This window comes from Nonomuraea sp. NPDC050547 (genome assembly GCF_044457345.1).
Taxonomy (GTDB): domain Bacteria; phylum Actinomycetota; class Actinomycetes; order Streptosporangiales; family Streptosporangiaceae; genus Nonomuraea.
Genome location: NZ_JBITGW010000021.1, coordinates 123,182 through 144,258 on the forward strand (window position 1 = coordinate 123,182; position 21,077 = coordinate 144,258).

14 protein-coding genes are annotated in these 21,077 nt (G+C 71.7%); 6 read left to right on the forward strand and 8 right to left on the reverse strand.

Features of this window, described 5'->3' with window-relative positions; genetic code table 11:
* Window positions 1-432: 432 nt before the first annotated feature.
* Window positions 433-1,269 carry an alpha/beta fold hydrolase gene (locus ACIBHY_RS42725; RefSeq protein WP_397241839.1) on the forward strand — a complete coding sequence of 279 codons (837 nt, stop codon included), beginning with the start codon at window positions 433-435 and terminating at the stop codon, window positions 1,267-1,269.
* Here the strand turns inward: ACIBHY_RS42725 and ACIBHY_RS42730 are convergent.
* Together ACIBHY_RS42730 and ACIBHY_RS42735 are read right to left on the reverse strand one after the other, a co-directional pair.
* Window positions 1,238-2,455, reverse strand: a complete 1,218-nt coding sequence (locus tag ACIBHY_RS42730; protein ID WP_397309704.1) for a beta-ketoacyl-[acyl-carrier-protein] synthase family protein — start codon at window positions 2,453-2,455, stop codon at window positions 1,238-1,240. The genes ACIBHY_RS42725 and ACIBHY_RS42730 overlap by 32 nt on opposite strands.
* Before the next feature lie 60 nt (window positions 2,456-2,515).
* The gene (locus ACIBHY_RS42735) at window positions 2,516-3,502 is read right to left on the reverse strand and encodes a methyltransferase domain-containing protein (RefSeq protein ID WP_397309705.1); all 987 of its coding nucleotides are present in this window, start codon (window positions 3,500-3,502) and stop codon (window positions 2,516-2,518) included.
* Window positions 3,503-3,732: 230 nt separating this feature from the next.
* Here ACIBHY_RS42735 and ACIBHY_RS42740 point away from each other — a divergent pair, with 230 nt between their 5' ends.
* Window positions 3,733-4,974 (forward strand): cytochrome P450, encoded by a 1,242-nt coding sequence (locus ACIBHY_RS42740; RefSeq protein WP_397309706.1) that lies wholly within the window; start codon window positions 3,733-3,735, stop codon window positions 4,972-4,974.
* A 3-nt stretch (window positions 4,975-4,977) separates the two neighbouring features.
* Here the strand turns inward: ACIBHY_RS42740 and ACIBHY_RS42745 are convergent, their stop codons facing one another.
* On the reverse strand, window positions 4,978-6,456 hold the full coding sequence (locus ACIBHY_RS42745) for a hypothetical protein (protein ID WP_397241847.1): 1,479 nt from the start codon (window positions 6,454-6,456) through the stop codon (window positions 4,978-4,980).
* A gap of 660 nt (window positions 6,457-7,116) precedes the next feature.
* Between ACIBHY_RS42745 and leuS the strand changes: the two genes are divergently transcribed.
* Complete coding sequence (leuS, locus tag ACIBHY_RS42750; protein ID WP_397241849.1) at window positions 7,117-9,600, forward strand: leucine--tRNA ligase; 2,484 nt, start codon at window positions 7,117-7,119, stop codon at window positions 9,598-9,600.
* Window positions 9,601-9,612: 12 nt separating this feature from the next.
* On the opposite strand, the gene ACIBHY_RS42755 is transcribed toward leuS, so the two are convergent.
* Entirely contained in the window at window positions 9,613-10,791 is a 1,179-nt protein-coding gene (locus ACIBHY_RS42755; protein WP_397241851.1) for an RNA polymerase sigma factor, read from the reverse strand.
* Window positions 10,784-11,122 carry a YciI family protein gene (locus ACIBHY_RS42760; RefSeq protein ID WP_397241853.1) on the reverse strand — a complete coding sequence of 113 codons (339 nt, stop codon included), beginning with the start codon at window positions 11,120-11,122 and terminating at the stop codon, window positions 10,784-10,786. The genes ACIBHY_RS42755 and ACIBHY_RS42760 overlap by 8 nt, the downstream gene beginning before the upstream one ends.
* 97 nt (window positions 11,123-11,219) lie before the next feature.
* Between ACIBHY_RS42760 and ACIBHY_RS42765 the strand changes: the two genes are divergently transcribed.
* Window positions 11,220-12,125, forward strand: a complete 906-nt coding sequence (locus ACIBHY_RS42765; protein WP_397241855.1) for an LLM class flavin-dependent oxidoreductase — start codon at window positions 11,220-11,222, stop codon at window positions 12,123-12,125.
* A gap of 135 nt (window positions 12,126-12,260) precedes the next feature.
* Window positions 12,261-12,632: a helix-turn-helix transcriptional regulator gene (locus ACIBHY_RS42770; RefSeq protein WP_397309708.1), complete on the forward strand. Its 372-nt coding sequence runs from the start codon at window positions 12,261-12,263 to the stop codon at window positions 12,630-12,632.
* Here ACIBHY_RS42770 and ACIBHY_RS42775 read toward each other — a convergent pair.
* Window positions 12,629-14,998: a discoidin domain-containing protein gene (locus tag ACIBHY_RS42775; protein WP_397309709.1), complete on the reverse strand. Its 2,370-nt coding sequence runs from the start codon at window positions 14,996-14,998 to the stop codon at window positions 12,629-12,631. The genes ACIBHY_RS42770 and ACIBHY_RS42775 overlap by 4 nt on opposite strands.
* Before the next feature lie 146 nt (window positions 14,999-15,144).
* Here ACIBHY_RS42775 and ACIBHY_RS42780 point away from each other — a divergent pair, with 146 nt between their 5' ends.
* Window positions 15,145-18,306 (forward strand): PDZ domain-containing protein, encoded by a 3,162-nt coding sequence (locus tag ACIBHY_RS42780; RefSeq protein WP_397309710.1) that lies wholly within the window; start codon window positions 15,145-15,147, stop codon window positions 18,304-18,306.
* Between the two features lie 113 nt (window positions 18,307-18,419).
* On the opposite strand, the gene ACIBHY_RS42785 is transcribed toward ACIBHY_RS42780, so the two are convergent.
* Window positions 18,420-19,499 (reverse strand): MalY/PatB family protein, encoded by a 1,080-nt coding sequence (locus ACIBHY_RS42785; protein ID WP_397309711.1) that lies wholly within the window; start codon window positions 19,497-19,499, stop codon window positions 18,420-18,422.
* Window positions 19,500-20,115: 616 nt separating this feature from the next.
* Window positions 20,116-20,823: a transcriptional repressor LexA gene (gene lexA, locus ACIBHY_RS42790; protein ID WP_397241865.1), complete on the reverse strand. Its 708-nt coding sequence runs from the start codon at window positions 20,821-20,823 to the stop codon at window positions 20,116-20,118.
* Window positions 20,824-21,077: the final 254 nt, after the last annotated feature.

A 21,077-nucleotide genomic window follows, 5' to 3' on the forward strand; every position in this document is an offset into this window, starting at 1 on the left:
GTGCCGTCACTGCCCGCGCACCCGTGTCACACCGCCCGGGTGCCGAGCGGTGGCGCGCCAGGGCGATGCCGTCGCCGTGGCCGGCCCGCTCTGCGGTCGATCCCTCCGGAAGCCACGGCGGTCCGCCTGCCGCAGGGCCGCGCGCCTGTGTCACGCCGCCCCGGGAGCCGCGCCGGGCGGCGTGCCGTGCCGGCCGGTGGCGGGCACGTGCACTCCGTCGGCCCGCCCGCATGGCCGCCGGCTCGCCCACTTGCCCGTCGGCTCGCCCGCTCGGCCGTCGGCTCACCCGCTTGGCGGCCGGCTCGCCCGCGTGGCCGGTGGTTCGCGTGGAAGCCCGTGGAAGCCCGTGGTGGTCCGTCTGGCCGTGGGGTCCCGTCCTCGTCGTGGGGTGGTTGATGGACGGGGGGCGGAGAGGGCACTAGGTTTCCGCGCATGGAGATCAGGAATATCCACGCCAACGGTGTGGAGTTCGCTTACCTCGCATTGGGTGACGGGCCGCTGGCCCTGTGCATGCACGGCTTCCCCGACACCGCGCACACCTGGCGGCACCTGATGCCCGAGCTGGCCGAGCGCGGTTACCGCGCCGTCGCCCCCTTCATGCGCGGCTACGCCCCCACCGAGGTCACAGAAGGCTACGAGCTGGGAGCCCTGGTGGCCGACGCCAACGCCCTGCACGAGGAGCTGGGCGGCGACGAGAACGCGGTCATCATCGGCCACGACTGGGGCACCTACCCGGTCTACGGCACCACCGAGCGCTTCCGCAGGTCGGTGGCGCTCGCCGTACCTCCGACGAAGTGGTTGCTCGGCACGTTCTTCACCTACGAGCAGCTCAAGCGGTCCTTCTACATCTTCCTGTTCCAGACGGCGCTGGCCGAGACCGCGGCGTCGGCGCCCGGGTTTCTCGACGGGCTGTGGAGGGACTGGTCGCCCGGCCACGACGCCACCGAGGACCTCGCCTTCCTGAAGCAGAGCCTGGGCGAGCCGGCCAACCTGGCCGCCGCCATCGGCTACTACCGGGCCATGCTCGGCACCACCCCGCCTTCAGGCCGGTACGCCGCCGAGCAGGCCGCCGCGACAGAAGGCCCGGTACGCCCCGTGCTGTACCTTCACGGCGCCCAGGACGGCTGCCTCGGCGCCGACCTGGTGGCGGACGTGGCGAGCGTGCTGCCGGAGGGGTCGCGGGCGGAGATCGTCGAGGACGCCGGGCATTTCCTGCACCTGGAGAAGCCGCGCGAGGTCAACGCGCGGATCCTCGACTGGCTGGGGTGAGCACCAGGCTCACGTTGTGGCCGCCGAAGCCGAAGGCGTTCACCATCGAGGGGCCCGGCAGCCAGTGGCGGGGTGTGCCGGTGACCACGTCCAGTTCGACGCGGGAGTCCAGGCGGTCCAGGTTGAGGGTGGCGGGGACGCGGCCGTCGCGCATGGCCAGCACCGCCGCCACGGTCGCGAACGCGCCTGAGGCCCCGCACAGGTGCCCCGTCGCCGACTTGATCGCGGTCACCGCCGGATGCCCGCCCACGGTCTGGGCGATCGCGGCGGCCTCGACCACGTCGCCGTCGAGGGTCGAGGTGGCGTGCGCCTGTACGTGCGTCACGTCCTGGCCCGACAGCCCCGCCTCGCGCAGCGCGATGCGCATCGCCCGTGCCTGGCCGTCGAACTGGGAGGCGGTGATGTGCTCGGCGTTGGCGGTGATCCCGTGCCCGGCCAGGCGGGCCAGCGCCGCGCCGTCGCGCCACCCGGCCCGTTCCAGGACCACCACCGCGGCTCCCTCGGCCAGCACGAACCCGTCGCGGTCCGCGTCGAAGGGCCGCGAGGCCCGCTCGGGCCGGTCGTTGCGGGTCGAGACCGCCTTGGCCTGGGCGAAGGCGGCGAGCGTCAGCGGGTGCACGCACGCCTCCGTACCACCGGCGACGACGACGTCCGCGCGCCCCAGCCGGATCAGGTCGGCTCCGGCCGCGATCGCCTCCGCCCCGGCCGCGCAGGCGCTCACCGGGGCGTGGGCGCCGGCTCGCGCGCCGAGTTCGATGCTGACCCAGCCGGCCGGGCCGTTCGGCATGAGCATGGGCAGGGTGTGCGGCGACACGCGGCGCACGCCCTCCTTCTCCAGCACGTCGTCCTGGTCGAGGAGGGTCGTGACGCCGCCGGTGCCGGTGCCGATCACGACCGCCAGCCGTTCGGGATCGACTTCGGGACGCCCCGCGTCCGCCCAGGCCTGACGGGCGGCGAGCAGCGCGATCTGCTCGCAGCGGTCGAGGCGGCGGGCCTTCTGCCGCCCCAGGAGCGCGGCCGGATCCACGGTCAGCCGCCCCGCGATCCGCGCGGGCAACTGCTCCGCCCAGGACTCCCGCAGCGCCACCACCCCGGACCGGCCGGCCAGCAGTCCCGCCCACGTCGAGGGAACATCGCCGCCCAGCGGCGTCACGGCCCCGAGCCCCGTGATCACAACCTCGCTCATGTGTCCACGCTGCCAGCCGCGGGACCCGGCCCGGATGTCCCCCGCCCACCAAAACCGTGATCAGGATTTGTCCGGAGTCATCATGGCCAGGATGGGATGCCGCCCAAAAAGCGAAACATCCACCCTCTCCAGTACGGCCCAGCCGCGCGGCACCTCAGGCACCAGTGCCACCACCCGCCCTCCGTCGGCCAGAACCCGGCGCAGCTCCGCCCAGAGCCGGTGACCGGATCCGGCCAGCCGTACCTGCCGCTGCCAGGGCGGGTTGACCAGCACGCGGTCCACGCTCCCCGAGGGCAGCGGGACGCGGCCCGCGTCGGCGCGCGCCCACGCCAGGCGCGGGCCGTTGGCGGCGGCCGCGGCGATCGCCTCGCCGCAACGGTCGAACCCCAGCGTGCGGGCCTCCGGCGCGAGGGCGGCGGCCTCGATGAGCGTGGTGCCGGCGCCGCAGCACGGATCGATCACCAGCCCTTTCGGCTCGGCCAGGTACGCCATGGCGGCGGCCAGCGGCGGGTGCAGCGTTCCCGGCACCGAGCGCACCTTGTAGGCACGACGGTGCAGCGGACGCGCGCCCGCCCGCAGGGCGATCACGGCCCGCTCGCCCTCGACCGTCACCCGCCACGACGCGGCGCCTGCCGGAGGCACCCGGCCCTCGCGCCGCGCGTGGTAGGGACGGCCGAGTTCGGGCCCGACCGCGTCCTCGATGTCGTAGCGGTTGTAGGCGCGCCGCCCCAGGAACGAGGCCGACACTTCCACACCGGAGCCGGGCCCGAGAGGCCGCCCTGCGGCCACGGCGTGGACGTCGATGCCCGCGGCGGCCGAGGCCAGGCGGCGCAGCGCGTCACGGCGCGGCCCGACGCCGTCGACCACGGCTCCCACCAGCAGGACGTCGTCGGCCAGACGGAGCTCCAACGCCCCCGGCCCCGTGATCTCGAACCAGACCTCCCGGTGCCGCACCTCGCGCACGATGCCCAGCCCGGCATGACGGATCTCCGTGGCCACCAGGTGTTCGATGCCGTGCACCGACCTGGCCACGGCAAGGGTATGCACGTGTCCTTCTCCCACGTCGCGACTCGGGAGGGCGTGGAGCCGTCCCGCATCGCCGGCGGTGGGTCACTGAGCCGCGTGCCCGCCGACGGGGTCGCTAGCGCAGGAAGAAGAACGTCATACGCCCGACGCTATCGGGCCCGCGGGCGCCCGGCCATCGATTTTCCAGGGCCTACGTACGGTGTACGTGCCAAGTATTGACGTAAGTGCCCGCTTTCTCGAATTATGGGCACATGAGCGCACTCGACTTCGATCTGTCGGATCAGCACTTCTGGGCCAGGCCCATGGCCGAGCGGGAAGCGGCCTTCGACACGCTGCGCGCACGGGACACCCCCGCCTTCTTCGAGGAGATGGAGGTGTCCTTCGCCCCCAAGGGCATCGGCTACCACGCGCTCGTCAGGCACGCCGACATCCTGGAGGCCAGCCGTAACCCGGACGTGTTCAGCTCGGGCAGGGGCGGGGCCACGAACATCCCCGACATGCCCCCGGAGTTCGCCGAGTACTTCGGCTCGATGATCAACATGGACGACCCGCGCCACGCCCGCCTGCGCCGCATCGTCTCCCGGGCCTTCACGCCCAAGATGATCAAGCAGTTCGAGGCCGACGTGGAGACCGCCGCCGCCCAGATCGTCGACGACCTCCTCGTCACCGGCTCCGGCTGCGACTTCGTCACCGAGGTCGCCGCCCGCCTGCCCTTGAAGATCATCTGCGACATGATGGGCATCCCGGAGAAGGACTACCAGTTCATCTTCGAGCGCTCGAACCTGATCCTCGGCGGCTTCGACCCCGAGTACGCCGGCGACGACCTGACCAAGGTCGCCGAACGCCTGCTCAACGCCGGCATGGAACTCCAGCAGCTCGTCCAGGACCTCGCCGCCCACCGCACCGGCAACCCCACGGGCGACCTCATCTCCGCTCTGGTCAACGCCAACATCGACGGCGAGCATCTGACGCTGCAGGAGCTCGGGTCCTTTTTCATCCTCCTGGTCGTGGCCGGCAACGAGACCACCCGCAACGCCATCTCGTACGGCATGCGCCTGCTCTCCAACCACCCTGACCAGCGCGCCCTCCTCCTGGAGGACACCGAGGCCCGCCTGCCCGGCGCCGTCGAGGAGATCGTCCGGCTGGCCTCGCCGGTGAACTTCATGCGCCGCAAGGTCACCCGCGACCACGAGATGAACGGCAACCTGTACCGCGAGGGCGAGAAGGTCGTCCTGTTCTACTGGGCCGCCAACCGCGACGAGCGCGTCTTCACCGACCCGTACGCCTTCGACATCACCCGCGACCCCAACCCCCACGTCGGGTACGGCGGGCCCGGCCCCCACTTCTGCCTGGGCGCCCACCTGGCCCGCCGGGAGATCACCGTGATGCTGCGCGAACTGCTGCGCCGCGTCCCCCAGCTGGAGGCCGGTCACCCGGACCGGCTGCACTCCAGCTTCATCAACGGCATCAAGCACATGGAGTGCACGTTCTGAGGGTCAGGGGGCCGGGTTGGTCACCTTGATCTGCTTGACCACGGTGTTGATGTCGGGCAGGAGCCGCTTGGCGTCGCCGGGGACGGACATGTAGACGATGGCCGGAAGCTCGTTGGCCGTGTTGATGGCCGCGGTCACGATCGTGGCCTTGCCGGTGCCGGAGGTCAGCTCGTAGGCGATCAGGCGGCCGGTCGAGCCGTTGATCTTGAGCGGCTGCTGGGCGATCTTCCTGACCTTGTTGTCCTCGGGGAAGAAACGCTTGCGGGCGCTCAGCACGACCTGCTTGATCACCGGCTCCAGGTCGTCCTTGGAGGTGTAGGAGGCGGCCAGGCGCTGGGGGAGCGGGCCGGTCATCAGGTTGGCGTAGGTGTCGGTGCCGACCTGGACGTACTGGCGGGTGTCGTAGCCGTAGGTGGTCTTCACCAGGGGCCGCTGGTCGAGCAGCCAGGTGCCGCCCAGGCGGGGCACCGAGATGCCGGCCTGCTGGTCGGGGACCACGCCCATGACCGGGGCCGCCTTGCCGGGGAAGCGCTTCAGCGGGCCGATCGTGGTGGACGGCTTGGTGGGTGTGGGCTTGCCGCTGGCCTGGGGCTTGGCGGCGGGCGGGTCCGTGGGCTCGCTCTCGCTGGCCAGCGGTCCCGCGACGAACGCCCACACCAGCGCGGCCACCAGGGCCACCGCGACCGAGGCGGCCAGCGCGAACAGCCACACCGGCTTGCCCGGCTCGTCGAGCGACTCCTTGCCGTCGTCGCCCATCTCCTGGTAGTTGTCGCCGAAGACGGTGTTCCAGAGCTCCTGCTGACGCTCGGGCGGAGGGGTGCGCGAGCCGCTGATCTGGCCCGCGGTGACGAACGGGCGGTCGGGGTCGGACGGGTCGCGGCTCAGGTTGGAGCCCGGCCGGGCGTGCTGGCCCTGCTGGCCGTGCTCATCCGGCTCCTGCGGCGGGGCGGCGGGGGTGGGGTAGGCCTCGTTGTAGGTGATCGTCCGGTCCATGGGGTCGCCCTTGGGCGCCGCCTGCTGAACCGGCTGCCCCTCGGGCTGCCATCCCGGGGTCTCCGTGCGTCCGTCGGGCTGCCAGGCCGGAGCGTCGGGGCGGCCGTCCTGCTGCCAGGCGCGCGGGTCGGGCTGGGCGCCCGCCGGCGGCGGCGCGGCCGGGGGCCACGGGTCCTTCTGCGGCGGTCCGGCCGGGGGCCAGGGGGCGGGGCTGGACAGGTTGGACCAGGCTCCGTCGGCGGGCGGCGGCATCTCCGGCCACACCTGCTGCCCCGGGCTCTGCTGTGCCGAAGGGTTCTGCTGTGCCGAAGGGTTCTGCCCGGACGGGCTCTGCGTCAAAGGGTTCTGTGCCAAGGGGTTCTGCGGGGCGGAGTGCGCGCCGCCGGGCTGGGCGGTCTCCGGCCAGGGGGCCGGCGCGGGGGTGTCGGACCAGGCGGGCAGCGGATCCCGGACGGGAGGCTGCTCGCGCGTACCCTGCTGATCACGCATGTTCTGCTGGTCTCTCATTCCCTGTGCGTCCCGGCTCCGTCTGCCACCCGACAGGTCACCCAAGGGGTCGCGAGGATCGACCAAGGGGTCCCTGCCGCCGAGTGGGTCACGCTGCGGTGGTTCCGGCCAGGTGGGCTGCGGCGGCGGTCCCGCCTCCGGCCATGAGGTCGGCACCTCGTCGCGAGCCTCCGGCCAGGACGTGGGCACCTCGGGCCAGGATGGCGGCAAGTGTGGTGCTCCGGAATTCTCCGTTGCCATTGCTGCCGTACCTCCCGAGGTTATGTCCGGATTAGACGCATCCGGCATGATCTCATGTGGCCCGTGGTCTTCCGCAGGGAAACGTGCGAAGCCGTGCGGATCCGTCGGCGGATCCTGCATCGGCAGGTCGGCCGCTGATCGGTCAGGCTCAGCAGGGTTGGCCACGGCGACGAGAGTATTCTAATGGGACATATGAGGTCACAACGGATAGATCTCAACGAGGTCTCATAGGACCTGAAGGGCCCATTCTGCCGGGTGCCCCAGGCGTAGTCCCCTCATTCTTCCGAAGACGTGCGCTAGGCTTGACCTATGCGTTCCGCGACCCTGCTTCTTAGCGGGCCGCGACGGCCCTGAGATCTCGCCGTCGCGGCTACCCCTCGTTGTCATACGAGGGGTTTTCTTATGGGGTCAGAATCAAACCAGAAGGACACCGCCGTGAGTGAGTACGACCCGCAGGCGCTGCAGGCCAAGTGGCAGCAGCGATGGGAGGAGCAGGACCCGTTCCGGGCCAGCGAGGACGCCGCCGACCCCCGCGAGCGCCGCTACATGCTGGACATGTTCCCTTACCCCTCCGGTGACCTTCACATGGGCCACGGCGAGGTCTTCGCCATCGGCGACGTCGTCGCCCGCTACTGGTTCCAGCAGGGTTACAACGTCCTGCACCCCATCGGCTGGGACTCCTTCGGCCTGCCCGCCGAGAACGCCGCGATCAAGCGGAACGCCCACCCGGCCGAGTGGACCTACGCCAACATCGACGTCCAGGCCAACTCCTTCAAGCGCTACGCGATCTCCTTCGACTGGTCGCGCCGCCTGCACACCAGCGACCCCGAGTACTACCGCTGGAACCAGTGGCTGTTCAACCGCTTCTTCGAGCGCGGCCTGGCCTACCGCAAGGGCGGACTGGTCAACTGGTGCCCCAACGACCAGACCGTGCTGGCCAACGAGCAGGTCGTGGCCGGCAAGTGTGAGCGCTGCGGCGCCGAGGTCGTGCGCCGCGAGCTGACGCAGTGGTACTTCAAGATCACTGACTACGCGCAGCGCCTGCTGGACGACATGAGCCAGCTGGAGGGCGGCTGGCCGGAGCGCGTGCTGACGATGCAGCGCAACTGGATCGGCCGCTCCGAGGGCGCCGACGTGCTGTTCGAGATCGAGGGCCGCGAGGAGCCGGTCCACGTCTTCACCACGCGCCCCGACACCCTGTTCGGCGCCACGTTCTTCGTGGTCGCCGTGGACGCCGCGCTGGCCGACGAGATCGTCACCGACGAGCACCGCGCCGAGTTCGAGGCCTACCGGGCCGAGGTCGCCAAGCTCAGCGACATCGAGCGCATGTCCACCGACAAGGACAAGAGCGGCGTCTTCCTGGGCCGCCACGCGATCAACCCGGTCAACGGCGAGCGCATCCCGGTCTGGGCGGCCGACTACGTCCTGGCCGACTACGGCCACGGCGCGATCATGGCGGTGCCCGCGCACGACCAGCGCGACCTGGACTTCGCGCTGAAGTTCGGCCTGCCGGTGCGGGTCGTCGTGCACACCGGGCTGGCCGACCCCGGCGAGACCGGCGAGGCCACCCCCGGCGAGGGCACGCTGGTCAACTCCGGCCCGCTCGACGGCCTGAGCAAGACCGAGGCCATCGCCACGATCATCCGGAGCCTGGAGACCGACGGCCGGGGCAAGGGCGCGATCAACTTCCGCCTGCGCGACTGGCTGCTGTCGCGTCAGCGCTTCTGGGGGACGCCGATCCCGATCATCCACTGCCCCGACTGCGGCGAGGTGCCGGTCCCCGACGACCAGCTGCCGGTCACGCTGCCCGACCTGCGCGGCGAGGCGCTGGCCCCCAAGGGCATCTCCCCGCTGGCCGGTGCCACCGAGTGGGTCAACGTCGCCTGTCCCAAGTGCGGCGGCGCCGCCAAGCGCGACACCGACACCATGGACACCTTCGTCGACTCCGCCTGGTACTTCCTGCGCTACACCGACCCCACCTACACCGACGGCCCGTTCGACGTGGAGAAGATCCGCGAGTGGGGCCCGATCGACATGTACGTCGGCGGCGTGGAGCACGCGGTCCTGCACCTGCTGTACTCGCGCTTCTTCGTCAAGGTGCTGCACGACATGGGCATGGTCGACTTCACCGAGCCGTTCATGCGCCAGCTGGGCCAGGGCCAGGTGATCAACGGCGGCAAGGCCATGTCGAAGTCCCTGGGCAACGGCGTCGACCTGGGTAAGCAGATCGACGACTTCGGCGTCGACGCGGTCCGGCTGACGATGCTGTTCGCCAGCCCGCCCGAGGACGACATCGACTGGGCCGACGTCTCGCCGCAGGCCTCGCAGAAGTACCTGGCCCGCGCCTTCCGCGTGATGGACGAGGTCGCCAGTGAGGCCGGCGCCGACTTCTCGCAGGGCGACCCGGCGCTGCGCAAGGTCACCCACAAGACCATCGACGAGGTCACCAAGCTGATCGAGTCCTACCGGTTCAACGTGGCGATCGCCCGCCTGATGGAGCTGACCTCCGCCGCCCGCAAGGCCATCGACTCCGGCCCCGGCGCGGGCGATCCCGCGGTGCGCGAGGCGGCCGAGTCGCTGGCGGTCATGCTGTCGCTGGTCGCGCCCTACACCACCGAGGAGGGCTGGGAGCGACTGGGCCGTACCGGCTCGGTGGCATTGGCAGGCTGGCCGGTGGCCGATCCCGCGCTGCTGGTCGAGGAGTCGGTGACCGCCGTGGTGCAGGTGGCGGGCAAGGTCCGCGACCGGCTGGAGGTGGCCCCCGACATCTCCGAGAGTGACCTGCGCGCGCTGGCGCTGGCCTCGGAGAAGGTGCGGGCGCACCTGTCGGGCGAGCCCCGCAAGGTGATCGTCCGCGCGCCGAAGCTGGTCAACATCGTCCCCTGACCCGGACGGACGTCACCGCAGGGCCGCCAGCCGGCCCCGCAGGAACGTGCGCTCCGCCGCGCTGCCGGTGAGCGCGATCGCCCGTTCGTAGGCCGGCGCCGCCTCGGCATTCCTGCCCAGGCGGCGCAGCAGGTCGGCGCGGACGGCGTGAAAGACGTGATAGCCGTCCAGCGGCAGCTCCTCGACCAGGGGCAGCGCCGCGGCGGCTCCCCGGACCTCGGCGAGCGCGACCGCCCGGTTCAGCGCCACGACGGGGGTCGGGGCCAGCGCGATCAGCTGGTCGTACAGGGCCAGGATCTGCGCCCAGTCCGTCGGCGGCGGGTCGCTGTGGACCGCGTTGATCGCCGCCTGGATCTGGTACGGGCCCGGGCGGTCGCGGCGCAGGCACCGCCGTACCAGCTCACGGCCTTCTGCCACGAGCGCGCGGTCCCACCGCGCGCGGTCCTGCGCGGCGAGCGGGACCAGCTCACCCGACTCCCCGGTACGGCCGGCCCGCCGCGCCTCGATCAGCAGCATGAGCGCCAGCAGCCCGATCACCTCGGGCTCGTCCGGCATCAGCGCGGCCAGCAGCCGCCCGAGCCGGATCGCCTCGGCGCAGAGGTCCTCCCTGGCCAGGTGGCCCTCGTTGAAGATGAGGTAGACGACGGCCAGCACCGAACGCAGCCGGTCGGGCAGGTCGGACTCCTTCGGCACCCGGTAGGGGATCTTCGCGTCGCGGATCTTGCCCTTCGCACGGACCAAACGCTGGGCCATCGTCGGCTCCGGCACCAGGAACGCCCGCGCGATCTCGGCGGTGGTGAGCCCGCCGAGCAGCCGCAGCGTGAGCGCGACCTGGACGTTCCTGGCCAGGGCGGGATGGCAGCAGGTGAAGATCAGGCGCAGCCGTTCGTCGCGCACGGGCCCCTCCTCGGCGGGCGGCTCCTCGCGGGCGCGCAGGAGCGCGGCCTGCGCGTGCCGGTCCTGGCGAGAGGACTCCCGGCGCAGCCGGTCGATGGCCCGGTTGCGGGCGGTGGTGATGATCCATCCGGACGGGCTGGGCGGCGGACCCTCCTCCGGCCAGCGGCGCAGCGCGGTCGCGAAGGCGTCCTGGACCGCCTCCTCGGCGAGGTCGATGTCGCCGAAGGAGCGGACCAGGACCGCGACCGCACGGCCGTACTCCTCGCGGAAGACGCGTTCGACCTGGTCAGTCACCGTGGATCGGGCGCACCTCGATCGGCAGGCCGACGGCCTTCGCCAGCTTGCCCGCCCACGCCAGGGCGTCGTCCAGGTCGGGGGCGCTGATCACGGTGAAGCCGCCGAGATGTTCCTTGCCCTCGGTGAACGGCCCGTCGGTCATGAGCACGTCGCCGTCCTTGGCGCGCACGACGGTCGCGGTCGAGGCCAGGTGCAGCCCGGCGGCGAACACCCATTGCCCGGCCGCCTTGACCTCGTCGTCCCAGGCGACGACGCGCGGCAGCACCTCGTCCAGCAGTCCCTCCGGCGGCTCGCCGTCGGGCTGGTAGATCGCCAGCAGGTAGTTCATCCTCTTGTCCTTCCCTCGGTCACCTTCTACACGAACGGCCCGGCCCCTTCTCGACAGGATTTGACCTCAAGCCGAATTGAGGTTGCACAGTGGATCCATGGTGAAGATCGGCGTCGGGCTTCCGACGATGCAGGAGATAGAAACGCTCGGCCCCGACGGCGTGGCCCGCGCGGCGCGGCTGGCCGAGGAGGCCGGCCTCGACTCCCTGGGCGCCGCCGACGTGCTCATCGGGGACGGGACGCTCGCGCTGGAGAGCGTGGTCACGCTGGCCACGGCCGCCGCCGTCACCGAGCGGATCACGCTGGACTTCGGGGTGCTGTCGGCGCCCACCCGGCCGGTGGCGATGATGGCGGCGCAGGTGCAGACCCTGCAGTACCTCTCGCGGGGCAGGGTCCGGCTGGGCGTGGGGATCGGGGGCTTTCCCGGCTCGCCGTTCTGGATCGCGATCGGCGCCACCGGCACGAACCGCGGCCGGGCCGCCGACGAGGCCCTGCGCGCGCTGCCCGGCCTGATCGCCGGCCGCCCCACCCCGGTGGGTGACGGCCCGGAGGTGACCCTGGCCCCCGGGACGGCGGTGCCGCCCCTGCTGGTCGGCTCCGGCACCGGCGAGGCCGGCCTGCGGCGGGTGGCACGCTACGCCGACGGCTGGCTGCCCTCCGGGCTGACACCCGCCCAGCTCCAGGCGGCCGTGGCCAGGCTGAAGGAGTTCGCCGACGAGTACGGCAGGCCCGCCCCCTTCGTCCACGTGGGTGTGCACGCCGTCCTGGGCGACGACCCCGAGGCGAAGCGGGCGATGGAGGCCCAGCTCGCCGGATTCTTCCAGCTCTCGCCCGAGGAGATCCGCGAGGCCACGGTGAGCGGACCCCCGCGGGAGGCGGCGGAACGGGTCGCGGCCTTCGCCGAGGCGGGCGCGGCCGAGGTCGGCTTCGGCATCGACGGCAGCGACTTCCTGCATCAGATCGAGCTTGCCGGGGAGGTCAACGCGTACGTGACCCGCGGTTAGGTGGCGGGTCGCCGCCAAGGCGGGTTTCCGCCGGGCCGCCGTCTCGGCCGGGCCGATCGGGGCGGCGTTGGATCGGTCGCATGCCCCTCGACACCTCTTCCCGACGACTCGCCGGCGGCGCTGCCGTACCGGCTGGTGCTGGACAGCGCCGGGGACGGCGGGACGCGGCGGACCTCGACCCGCGCGCGCACCGAGTGGGGGTTCTCCTCCGGCGCCAACGACCCGGACGGGCCGTTCAACGTGGACATCCCGCTGCTGCAACTCGACTACGACGTGCGTACGGACCTGGCGGGCGACGTGCGCGGGCCGGTGGCGCGCATCGGGCTGTCGGGCACGACGCAGGAGTGGCCGGCCAAGCTGACCGACGAGGCGGTCGCCGGCCGGCTCGGTCTGTCCCTGCGCACGCTGCAGCGGCGCATCAGGCAGCTCATGGACCTGGCGGGCGTGCGGACCCGCGTCCAGCTCGGCTGGCAGGCCGCGCAGCGGGGCTGGGCCCAGGGCTTCTAGCCTCCCCAGGCCTCGAACTCGTAGATCCGGGCCGCCGGGTCGCCGTTCTGGGCGGGTGTGGTGACGTTCAGGCGGACGTGGCGGGCGGTGAACGCCACCGGGTGGTCGGAGACGGCGGCGGTGTTGGCCGCGACCGTGACCGCGGTGGTCCAGGCGTCCGAGGCGGATGCGCGGACCTGGATGGTGTAGGCCCGGGTGTTCCAGGAGGCGGACTCGCCGCCCGCCTGCGCGTGCCTGACGGTGAACCTGGTCAGGGCCTTGGGCGCGCCGAGATCCACCTCCATCCACTTGGCCGCGGTCAGGGCGCACCACTTGTCGGTGTTGCCGCCGCCCACGCTGCCGTTGACCGCCTTGGCCGGGCCCTCGTTCGGGTTGCACTGACCCGAGGCGGTGGCCGGGCGGTTCAGCGCCAGGTTCGCCTCGCCGGTGCCGGACCAGGAGATCGTGGTGCTGGCGGGGGCCGAGCGGCCGTACTCGGCGCTGACCGCCTCCACGTCGAGCGTGGTGCTCGCCTCGGATCCGGCGCGGTCGAGCTGCGGCACGAAGAAGGCCTGGCCCGGGGTGGCGCCCAGGTAGGTGCGGGTGCCGTCGGGATCGCGGCGGTAGAGGTCGTAGTGGTGGGGGCTGCCCGAGCCGGTCCAGCTCAGGCGGAGCGACTTGCGGGCGGGGGAGACGTCGGTGGCGCCGAGCACGGTGAGCCCGGAGGGGGCGCCGGGCACGTCGACCGCGCCGTCGTAGACCGCGAGCCGGCCGACCCTGACGTCGTAGGCGCCCGCCGCACCTTCGGCGCGCAGGCCCACCTGGGCGAGAGTACGGCCCGCGTAGGCGGACAGGTCGAGCGTCTTGCGTTCCCAGCCGTTGCCGCCGGTCGAGCCGAGGTCCAGCGGCACGAAGGTGGAGGGGGCGTCGGTGAAGGCCACGGCCGCCTTGAGCCGGGTGGGCCCCGCGGCGGGCGCCTTCACCACGACCGACAGCTTGGTGTCGGCCGCCACCGGCAGGCGCGTCTGGTACAGGCGCAGGGTGTTGGCGGCGTCGAGGGTGCCGGTCAGGCGGAGCGAGGAGCCGCCCTCGTAGGCGTCGCCGTAGTCGATCGACGGGGTGAGCTTGGTGCCTGAGGAGGCGATGACCCAGCGGTAGGTGGGCGGCACGTCCTGGACGGACAGGTTGTTCCAGCCCCCGGTACGCACCCGGACCCCGCCGACGTTGTAGAAGTCGCCGTGACCGGTGTTGAATCCGGTGACGAACGGCTTGCCGGTGACCGGGCTCGACTCGGCCACGTAATGGGCCAGGCCCTTCCAGGCCGAGGTGGTGCCCGTGTTCGACGGGTCGGCGTTGGCGCCCACCCAGTAGCGGGAGTCGCGGGTGCGGAAGTCGGCGGGGCCGCTCGCGGACTTCCACGTCCACTCGGGGCGGTAGATGCCCAGCGAGGTCACGTGCGGCCCGCCGCCGGGGAAGACCGCGTTCCAGTTGACGCCGGTGTTGTAGCCGTTCGCCTCGGTGTCGATGCCGCTGTACAGGTCGAACTCGCTGCGCCCCATCGTGCGGGCCAGGTCGCGCGAGGAGGTCAGGCCCGACCAGCCGAAGTCGATGAACATGTTGTTCGAGGCCTGGAAGAAGCTGTCGTTGGCGCTGGTCAGCGCGTCCTGCCAGGAGATGGCGCCGGACTCGGTCATGGCGTCGTACCACATGACCTGCATGTTTTTGGCGCGCAGATAGGAGATCACGTTGCGCATCTCGGTGGCCAGCGCGGCGTCGCCGCCGGCGGTCTCCTGGTTGACGAACCAGCCGTCGAAGCCGTAGTGCTGGGCCACCTGGGCGAGCTTGTCGGCGACGGGGTAGGTGGAGCCCTGCTTCTGGACGAAGTCCCGTACCCACTGGATCTGGCCGCCGTAGGCGGTGGGCGGGAAGAAGACGGTCCCGTAGACCCTGACGCCGTTGCGGTGGGCGGCGTCGATCACGGGGCCGTTGGGGGCGAGGATCAGGCCCTCACTGGCCGAGCCGCCCCAGAAGACCAGCGTGTCGATGTACTGCCAGTAGGTGAAGGCGTAGTAGTTGGGGTCGAGCCCGCCTTGGGAGGGGTTGCCGGAGGTGGGGGCGAAGGCGGCCAGCGCGGCGACGCGGCCCTCACCGGCGCGGGCGTTGGCGTTGGCCTTCAGCGCCGGGTCCGAGACGCGGGGCCGCAGCGGAACGCTCGACCGGTTGAACCGGGCGTCGGGATCGCTCGCCGGGTTCCAGGACAGGATGGTGCCGGGATGCCAGTACGAGGCGTACGGCTGGTCGCCGGGGGCGGCGGCCCGTGCGGGGAGGGCGACGAGGGCGGTCGCGACCAGGACCCCGCACAGCAGGGGTAACAGACGACGGGTCATGAAGCTCTCCTCGATGCTAAATCGCTTTAGCTGTCTGCGGTGGAGACGCTACTTCATCCTCTGTTCCTGGACTAGACCGCTTTAGCGAGCTGTTCGCTGGGAGCGAGCACGAGCCGTCGCCGCGGACCGAGCACTAGGGTTCAGATGTGACAAATGGCGCATACCTGAGATACCCGCATCTGCACGGTGACCTGGTCACCTTCGTCGCCGACGACGATGTCTGGCTCGCTCCGCTGAGCGGTGGCCGCGCGTGGCGGTTCACCGCCGACCGCATCCCGGTCAGTTCCCCGCGCTTCTCTCCCGACGGTACCCGCATCGCCTGGACCGGCGCACGCGAAGGCGCGCCGGAAGCCTTCGCCGCCGAGATCGACGATGCGGCGGTCGACAGACTGACGTTCTGGGGCAACAGCACGACCGGCGTACGCGGCTGGACCGCCGACGGGAACGTGCTGGCCGTGACCGCGGCGGGCGAAGCCGGGCGGAGCCGGACCTGGGCGTACTCCGTGCCGCTCGACGGCGGTCCCGCCACGCGGCTGCCGTACGGGTGGGTCAGCGAGGCGGCCGTCGACGGTGAGCGGGTCGCGGTGGTCTCCGCGGTGTGGCGCGAGCCGTCGCAGTGGAAGCGCTACCGCGGCGGGACCGCGGGCAAGATCTGGGTGGACGCCGACGGCGACGGCGAGTTCGAGCGGCTGTTCGCCGATCGGCTCTCGCCGTACTGGTCGGTCATGTGGGTGGGGGAACGCCTGGCGTTCCTCAACGACGAGGACGGGACCGGCAACCTCTACTCCGCCCTGGCCGACGGTTCCGACGTGCGCCGGCACACCACGCACGACGACTTCTACGCCCGGCACGCGGCCACCGACGGGCAGCGCGTGGTCTACAGCCATGCCGGGGACCTCTGGCTGCTGGAGGATCTGGCTGCGGAGCCGTACAAGCTGGACATCTCGCTTGGCGGGCCGCGCCCGGCGCGCGCCAAGCGCCCGGCGCCCAGCCGCGTCGGCGGCTTCTCGCCCGACGCGACCGGACGGGCCAGCGCGATCGAGATCCGCGGCACCGCGCACTGGGTGACCCACCGCGACGGACCCGCCGGCGCGCTACGCGCCGAAGCAGGCGTGCGGGTACGGCTCCCGCGCACCCTCGACGCCGACGGCCGCGCCATCTGGGTCTCCGACGCCACCGGCGAGGACGCGCTGGAGACCGGAGTGCCCGGCGGCGAGATCCGCACCCTGGCCGCGGGCGAGCTCGGACGGGTGCTCGAACTGGCCGCCGCGCCCGACGGCAAGCACGCCGCCGTCGCCACCCACGACGGCCGCCTGCTCGCCGTCGACCTCGACAACGGCACCCTGCGCGAACTCGACAGAACCGCCCACGGCGACATCGGCGACCTGGCCTTCTCGCCCGACTCCGCCTGGCTCGCCTGGGTTCACCCGCACCCGGAGCCGCTGTCGCAGATCAAGGTCGGGCGGGTCGACGGGACCGCCACGCTGGAGGTGACGCAGCCGCGCTTCTCCGACTACTCGCCGGTCTTCACCAAGGACGGCAAGCACCTGGCGTTCCTGTCCATGCGGACCTTCGATCCGGTCTACGACTCGCACGTCTTCGACCTGTCCTTCCCCAATGCGTGCCGGCCGTACATCGTGCCGCTGCAGGCCACCACGCCCAGCCCCTTCGACCCGAGCCTCCAGGGGCGCGGCTTCAACGGCGAGGACGACGACAAGGGCTCCAAGGACGCCAAGGACAAGAAGAACGGCGACACGCCGCCGCGCACCGAGGTCGACGCCGAAGGTCTCGCCGCCCGCGTCGTGCCCGTCCCGGTGCCCGCCGGCCGCTACGGCAACCTGCGCACCGCCAAGGACGCCCTGCTGTGGCTGCGCCACCCGCTGACCGGCCAGCTCGGCGACGGCAGCGACGTCACCCCCGAGGTCGTGCTGGAGCGCTACGACCTCAAGAAGCGCGCCAAGGCCGAGCTCGGCAAGGAGTACCGGGCGTTCGAGGTCAGCTCCGACGGCGGCCGCCTGGTCACCAACGGCAAGAACGGCCTGCAGACCCGCGCCGCCGGCGAAGGCGACGAGGTCGTCACCATCGACCTCGACCGCGTCGGCGTCACCATCGACCCCGTCGCGGAATGGCGCCAGAGCTACCACGAGGCCGGCCGCCTCATGCGCGACCACTTCTGGCGCGCGGACATGAACGGCGTCGACTGGCAGGGCATGCTCGACCGCTACGCCCCGCTCGTCGAGCGCATCGGCTCCTACTCCGAGCTGATCGACCTGCTCTGGGAGGTACAGGGCGAACTCGGCACCTCCCACGCCTACGCCCGCGCCAACGGCACCGGCGTCGACCCCCGCCGCCGCCAGGGCCTGCTCGGCGCCGACCTGGCCCGCGACGAAGACGGCGCCTGGCGCGTCACCCGCATCCTGCCCGGCGAGAGCTCCGACCACGACGCGCGCTCGCCGCTGCTCGCGCCCGGCGTCGCCGTCCGCGAGGGCGACGCGATCCTCGCCGTCGGCGGCCGCCCCGTCGACCCCGTGCGCGGCCCGCTCGCCTCCCTCGCCGGCACCGCCGGCCAGCCCACCGAGCTCACGGTACGGCCGGCCTCGGGCGGCGACCCGCGCCGCGTCGTCGTCACCCCGATCACCGACGAGACCCAGCTGCGCTACCACGAGTGGGTCGAGAGCCGGCGGGCCCGCGTCCACGAGCTGTCCGGCGGGCGGCTCGGCTACCTGCACGTTCCCGACATGGTCGCCGCCGGGTGGGCGCAGTTCCACCGCGACCTGCGTACCGAGATGGACCACGACGGCCTCGTCGTGGACGTGCGGGAGAACGGCGGCGGTCACACCTCCGAGCTGGTGCTGGAGAAGCTGTCCCGGCGGGTGTCCGGCTGGGCGCGCGCCCGCGGCTACGAACCCCGCCGCTACCCCGAGGACTCCCCCCGCGGCCCGATCGTCGCCGTCACCGACGAGTTCGCCGGCTCCGACGGCGACATCGTCAGCGCCGGCATCAAGATCCGCGGCATCGGCCCGCTGGTCGGGACGCGGACGTGGGGCGGCGTCATCGGGATCGACTCCCGGTACTCGCTGGTCGACGGCACCGTGGTCACCCAGCCCCGGTACTCGTTCTGGCTGGAGGGGGGACACGGCTGGGGGGTCGAGAACTACGGCGTCGACCCGGACATCGAGGTGGTCATGACGCCGCAGGACCGGGTGGCGGGGCGGGACCCGCAGCTGGAGAAGGCGGTGGAGCTGGCCTTGGCCGCGCTGGAGGAACACCCTCCGGCGACGCCGCCCGACCTGCCGCCCCTCGCCTGACCTTTCCTCAGCTTCTCCTCCTCCCCTAGGAGCGGCTTTCAGGCTAGGAGCGGCATCTCACGCGAGAACCGGCATCTCAGGCCAGGACGGCATATCAGGCCAGGACTGGCATCTCAGGCTAGGACCGGCACGATGCGGTCCAGGATCTGGGCCACGGTGTCCTCGGTGGTGGCGAAGTTGAGCCGCACGTAGTCGTCACCACCGGGGCCGAAGGCGGCTCCGTCGTTCAGCAGCACCTTGGCCTCGCGCTCCAGGACGTCGGCCACGCCCGGACGGCCGACGTCCAGCCAGGCCAGGTACGTGGCCTCCGGTTCCCGGTAGCTCACCGTGCCCGGGAGGCGGGCGGCGAGGGTGTGCCGGTTGCGGTCCAGGAGGGCGAGCGTGTCCGCCAGCCATGTGTCGCCGTGCCGCCAGGCCGCCACCGTGGCCTCGACGCCGAACAGGTGGGCGGAGCCGTACACGAAGGGAGGCTGCTCCTCGAGAGCCTTGCGGACCTCGGGCGCGCCGACGTGGGCGATCGAGCAGCGGATCCCGCCCAGGTTGAACGCCTTGGTGGCCGAGGTCAGGGTGACGGTGCGTTCCGGGAGGATGGTGGCGAACGGGATGTGCCGGTGGGGGGCGTACACGAGGTCGGCGTGGATCTCGTCGGAGATCACCAGCAGGTCGTGGCGGACCGCGTGCTCGGCCAGGAGTTCCAGCTCGGCGCGGGTGAAGACACGTCCGGTGGGGTTGTGCGGGTTGACCAGCAGCAGCACCCGGCATCCGCGCAGATCCGGCACCTCGAACCGCCACGACTCGCCGTCGGGTTCGAGCTGGATCGGGCGCATCGGACGGTTCATTCCGGAAAGTGTGCCCAGGAACGGGTGGTAGGTAGGTGTATGAACCGCCACCCCGTCCCCGGGGCGCGTCCAGACCTGCAGGAACACCTGGAGGGCCTGGTTGAGGTCGCTGTAGGTGCGGCAGTGACCGATGTCGGGAGCCCACCCGAACTTGGCGGTCATGCGCTCGGCGAACGCCTCGGACATGGGACCGGCCTGGTGGTTGTCCAGCCAGGTCGGATAGCCGAGATCACCCTCCGCCCGAGCCTTGAGCGCCTCGACGACGGCCGGAGCGGTGGGCAGATCCATGTCCGCCACCCAGGCCGGAATCACACCCGGCGCGACCTTGCTCCACTTCAACCCATCACGTTTCACCCGAGCATTGTATTTTTCACGACATTTCCCGACAGAGCCAAAACCCGCCCACCTCCCTACCCGCCCCTGACCCCGACCTGACCCTGACTCGACCCGGCACGACCGCACCACCTGACCCGGCATCCACCGCACCCACCCGACCCGGCATCCACCGCACCTACTCGGCATGACCGCACCCACCCGACCCGGTACCCACCGCACCTACCCGGCGCAGGTGCCCCGGCGCGACCCACGCACCGCACCCACCACTGGGCGCAGCCACGGAAGCCTCCGGGCAGGTGGCGCTACGTGTCCGGCGCAGACGACCGCATGCTCACCTGAACCCCACTGCCTACCCGGCGCGACCCGCGGAAGCCGCAGGCCAGAGAGCACTTATGCGGCGCAGACCACCATGGCCCCCAAACGGCAGGGCGGCGCGTGCCCTCAGGAGGAGCCCTCACTTCAGCGGTATCGGCGCGCGTCAAGGAGGAGCCGCACGCGTCAAGGGGAGCCGGAACCAGGAGGGGGGACGGGGAGCCGCGAGGGGAGACGGGAGCCGCGAGAGGGAACAGCGGAGGGAGAGTCGGGAGGCGAAGGGGGGCTGGGGAGGGCCCGGTGTGGTGCCGGGCCCTGTGGGTCAGAGGCGGCGGAGGACGGCTACCACCTTGCCCAGGACGCTGGCCTCGTCGCCCGGGATGGGGTCGTAGTTGGAGTTGTGGGGGACCAGCCAGACGTGGCCGTCCTTGCGCTTGAAGGTCTTCACCGTGGCCTCGCCGTCGATCATGGCGGCCACGATGTCTCCGCTCTCCGCCACCGGCTGCTGGCGGACCACGACCCAGTCGCCGTCGGCGATCGCGGCCTCGATCATCGAGTCACCGGATACCTGGAGGAGGAAGAGCGTGCCCTCGCCGACGAGCTGCTTGGGGAGGGCGAAGACGTCTTCGACGCTCTCCTCGGCCAGGATCGGGCCACCGGCGGCGATGCGGCCGACCAGCGGGACGTACGCCGCGGTCGGGCGGCTCACCGCGGGCTCGTCGTCGTTGGCGTCGGGATCGACCCACAGGACCGGCTCGCCGGGCAGGCGGACCTCCAGCGCGCGCGGACGGTGGGGGTCGCGGCGCAGGTAGCCCTTGCGCTGCAAGGCCGTCAGCTGGTGCGACACGCTGGACGTGCTCGTCAGCTGGACGGCCTCGCCGATCTCCCGCATGGACGGGGGATAACCGCGCTGCTGGACGGAATCGCGGATCACCTCGAGGATCTTGCGCTGCCGTGGGGTCAGGCCCAGGGAGTCACGCCGGCGCACCGCGAGGTCGCTGACCCCGTTTGCGTCATCCCGCTCGCTCATGCTCTCCTCCTCGCCCGGTGGGCGGCCTCTTCGGCGCGCCTGCCGGTCTGTGGTCTTCATGTCGCACACAGCGACGATATCGCCGTCGAAGATCATCCTCAAACAATTGTTCGAGTCTTCCTCGAAAATGTCGCCAGCGTGGTGTACAACATCGTACGGGAGTTCGATCGACACCGTGTTCGATTTGCCGATCTTTATTGGGCCTTTTGCTAAGGCCACAGGGGCGGGAGGCCAATCGTGCGAGCGACCACAAC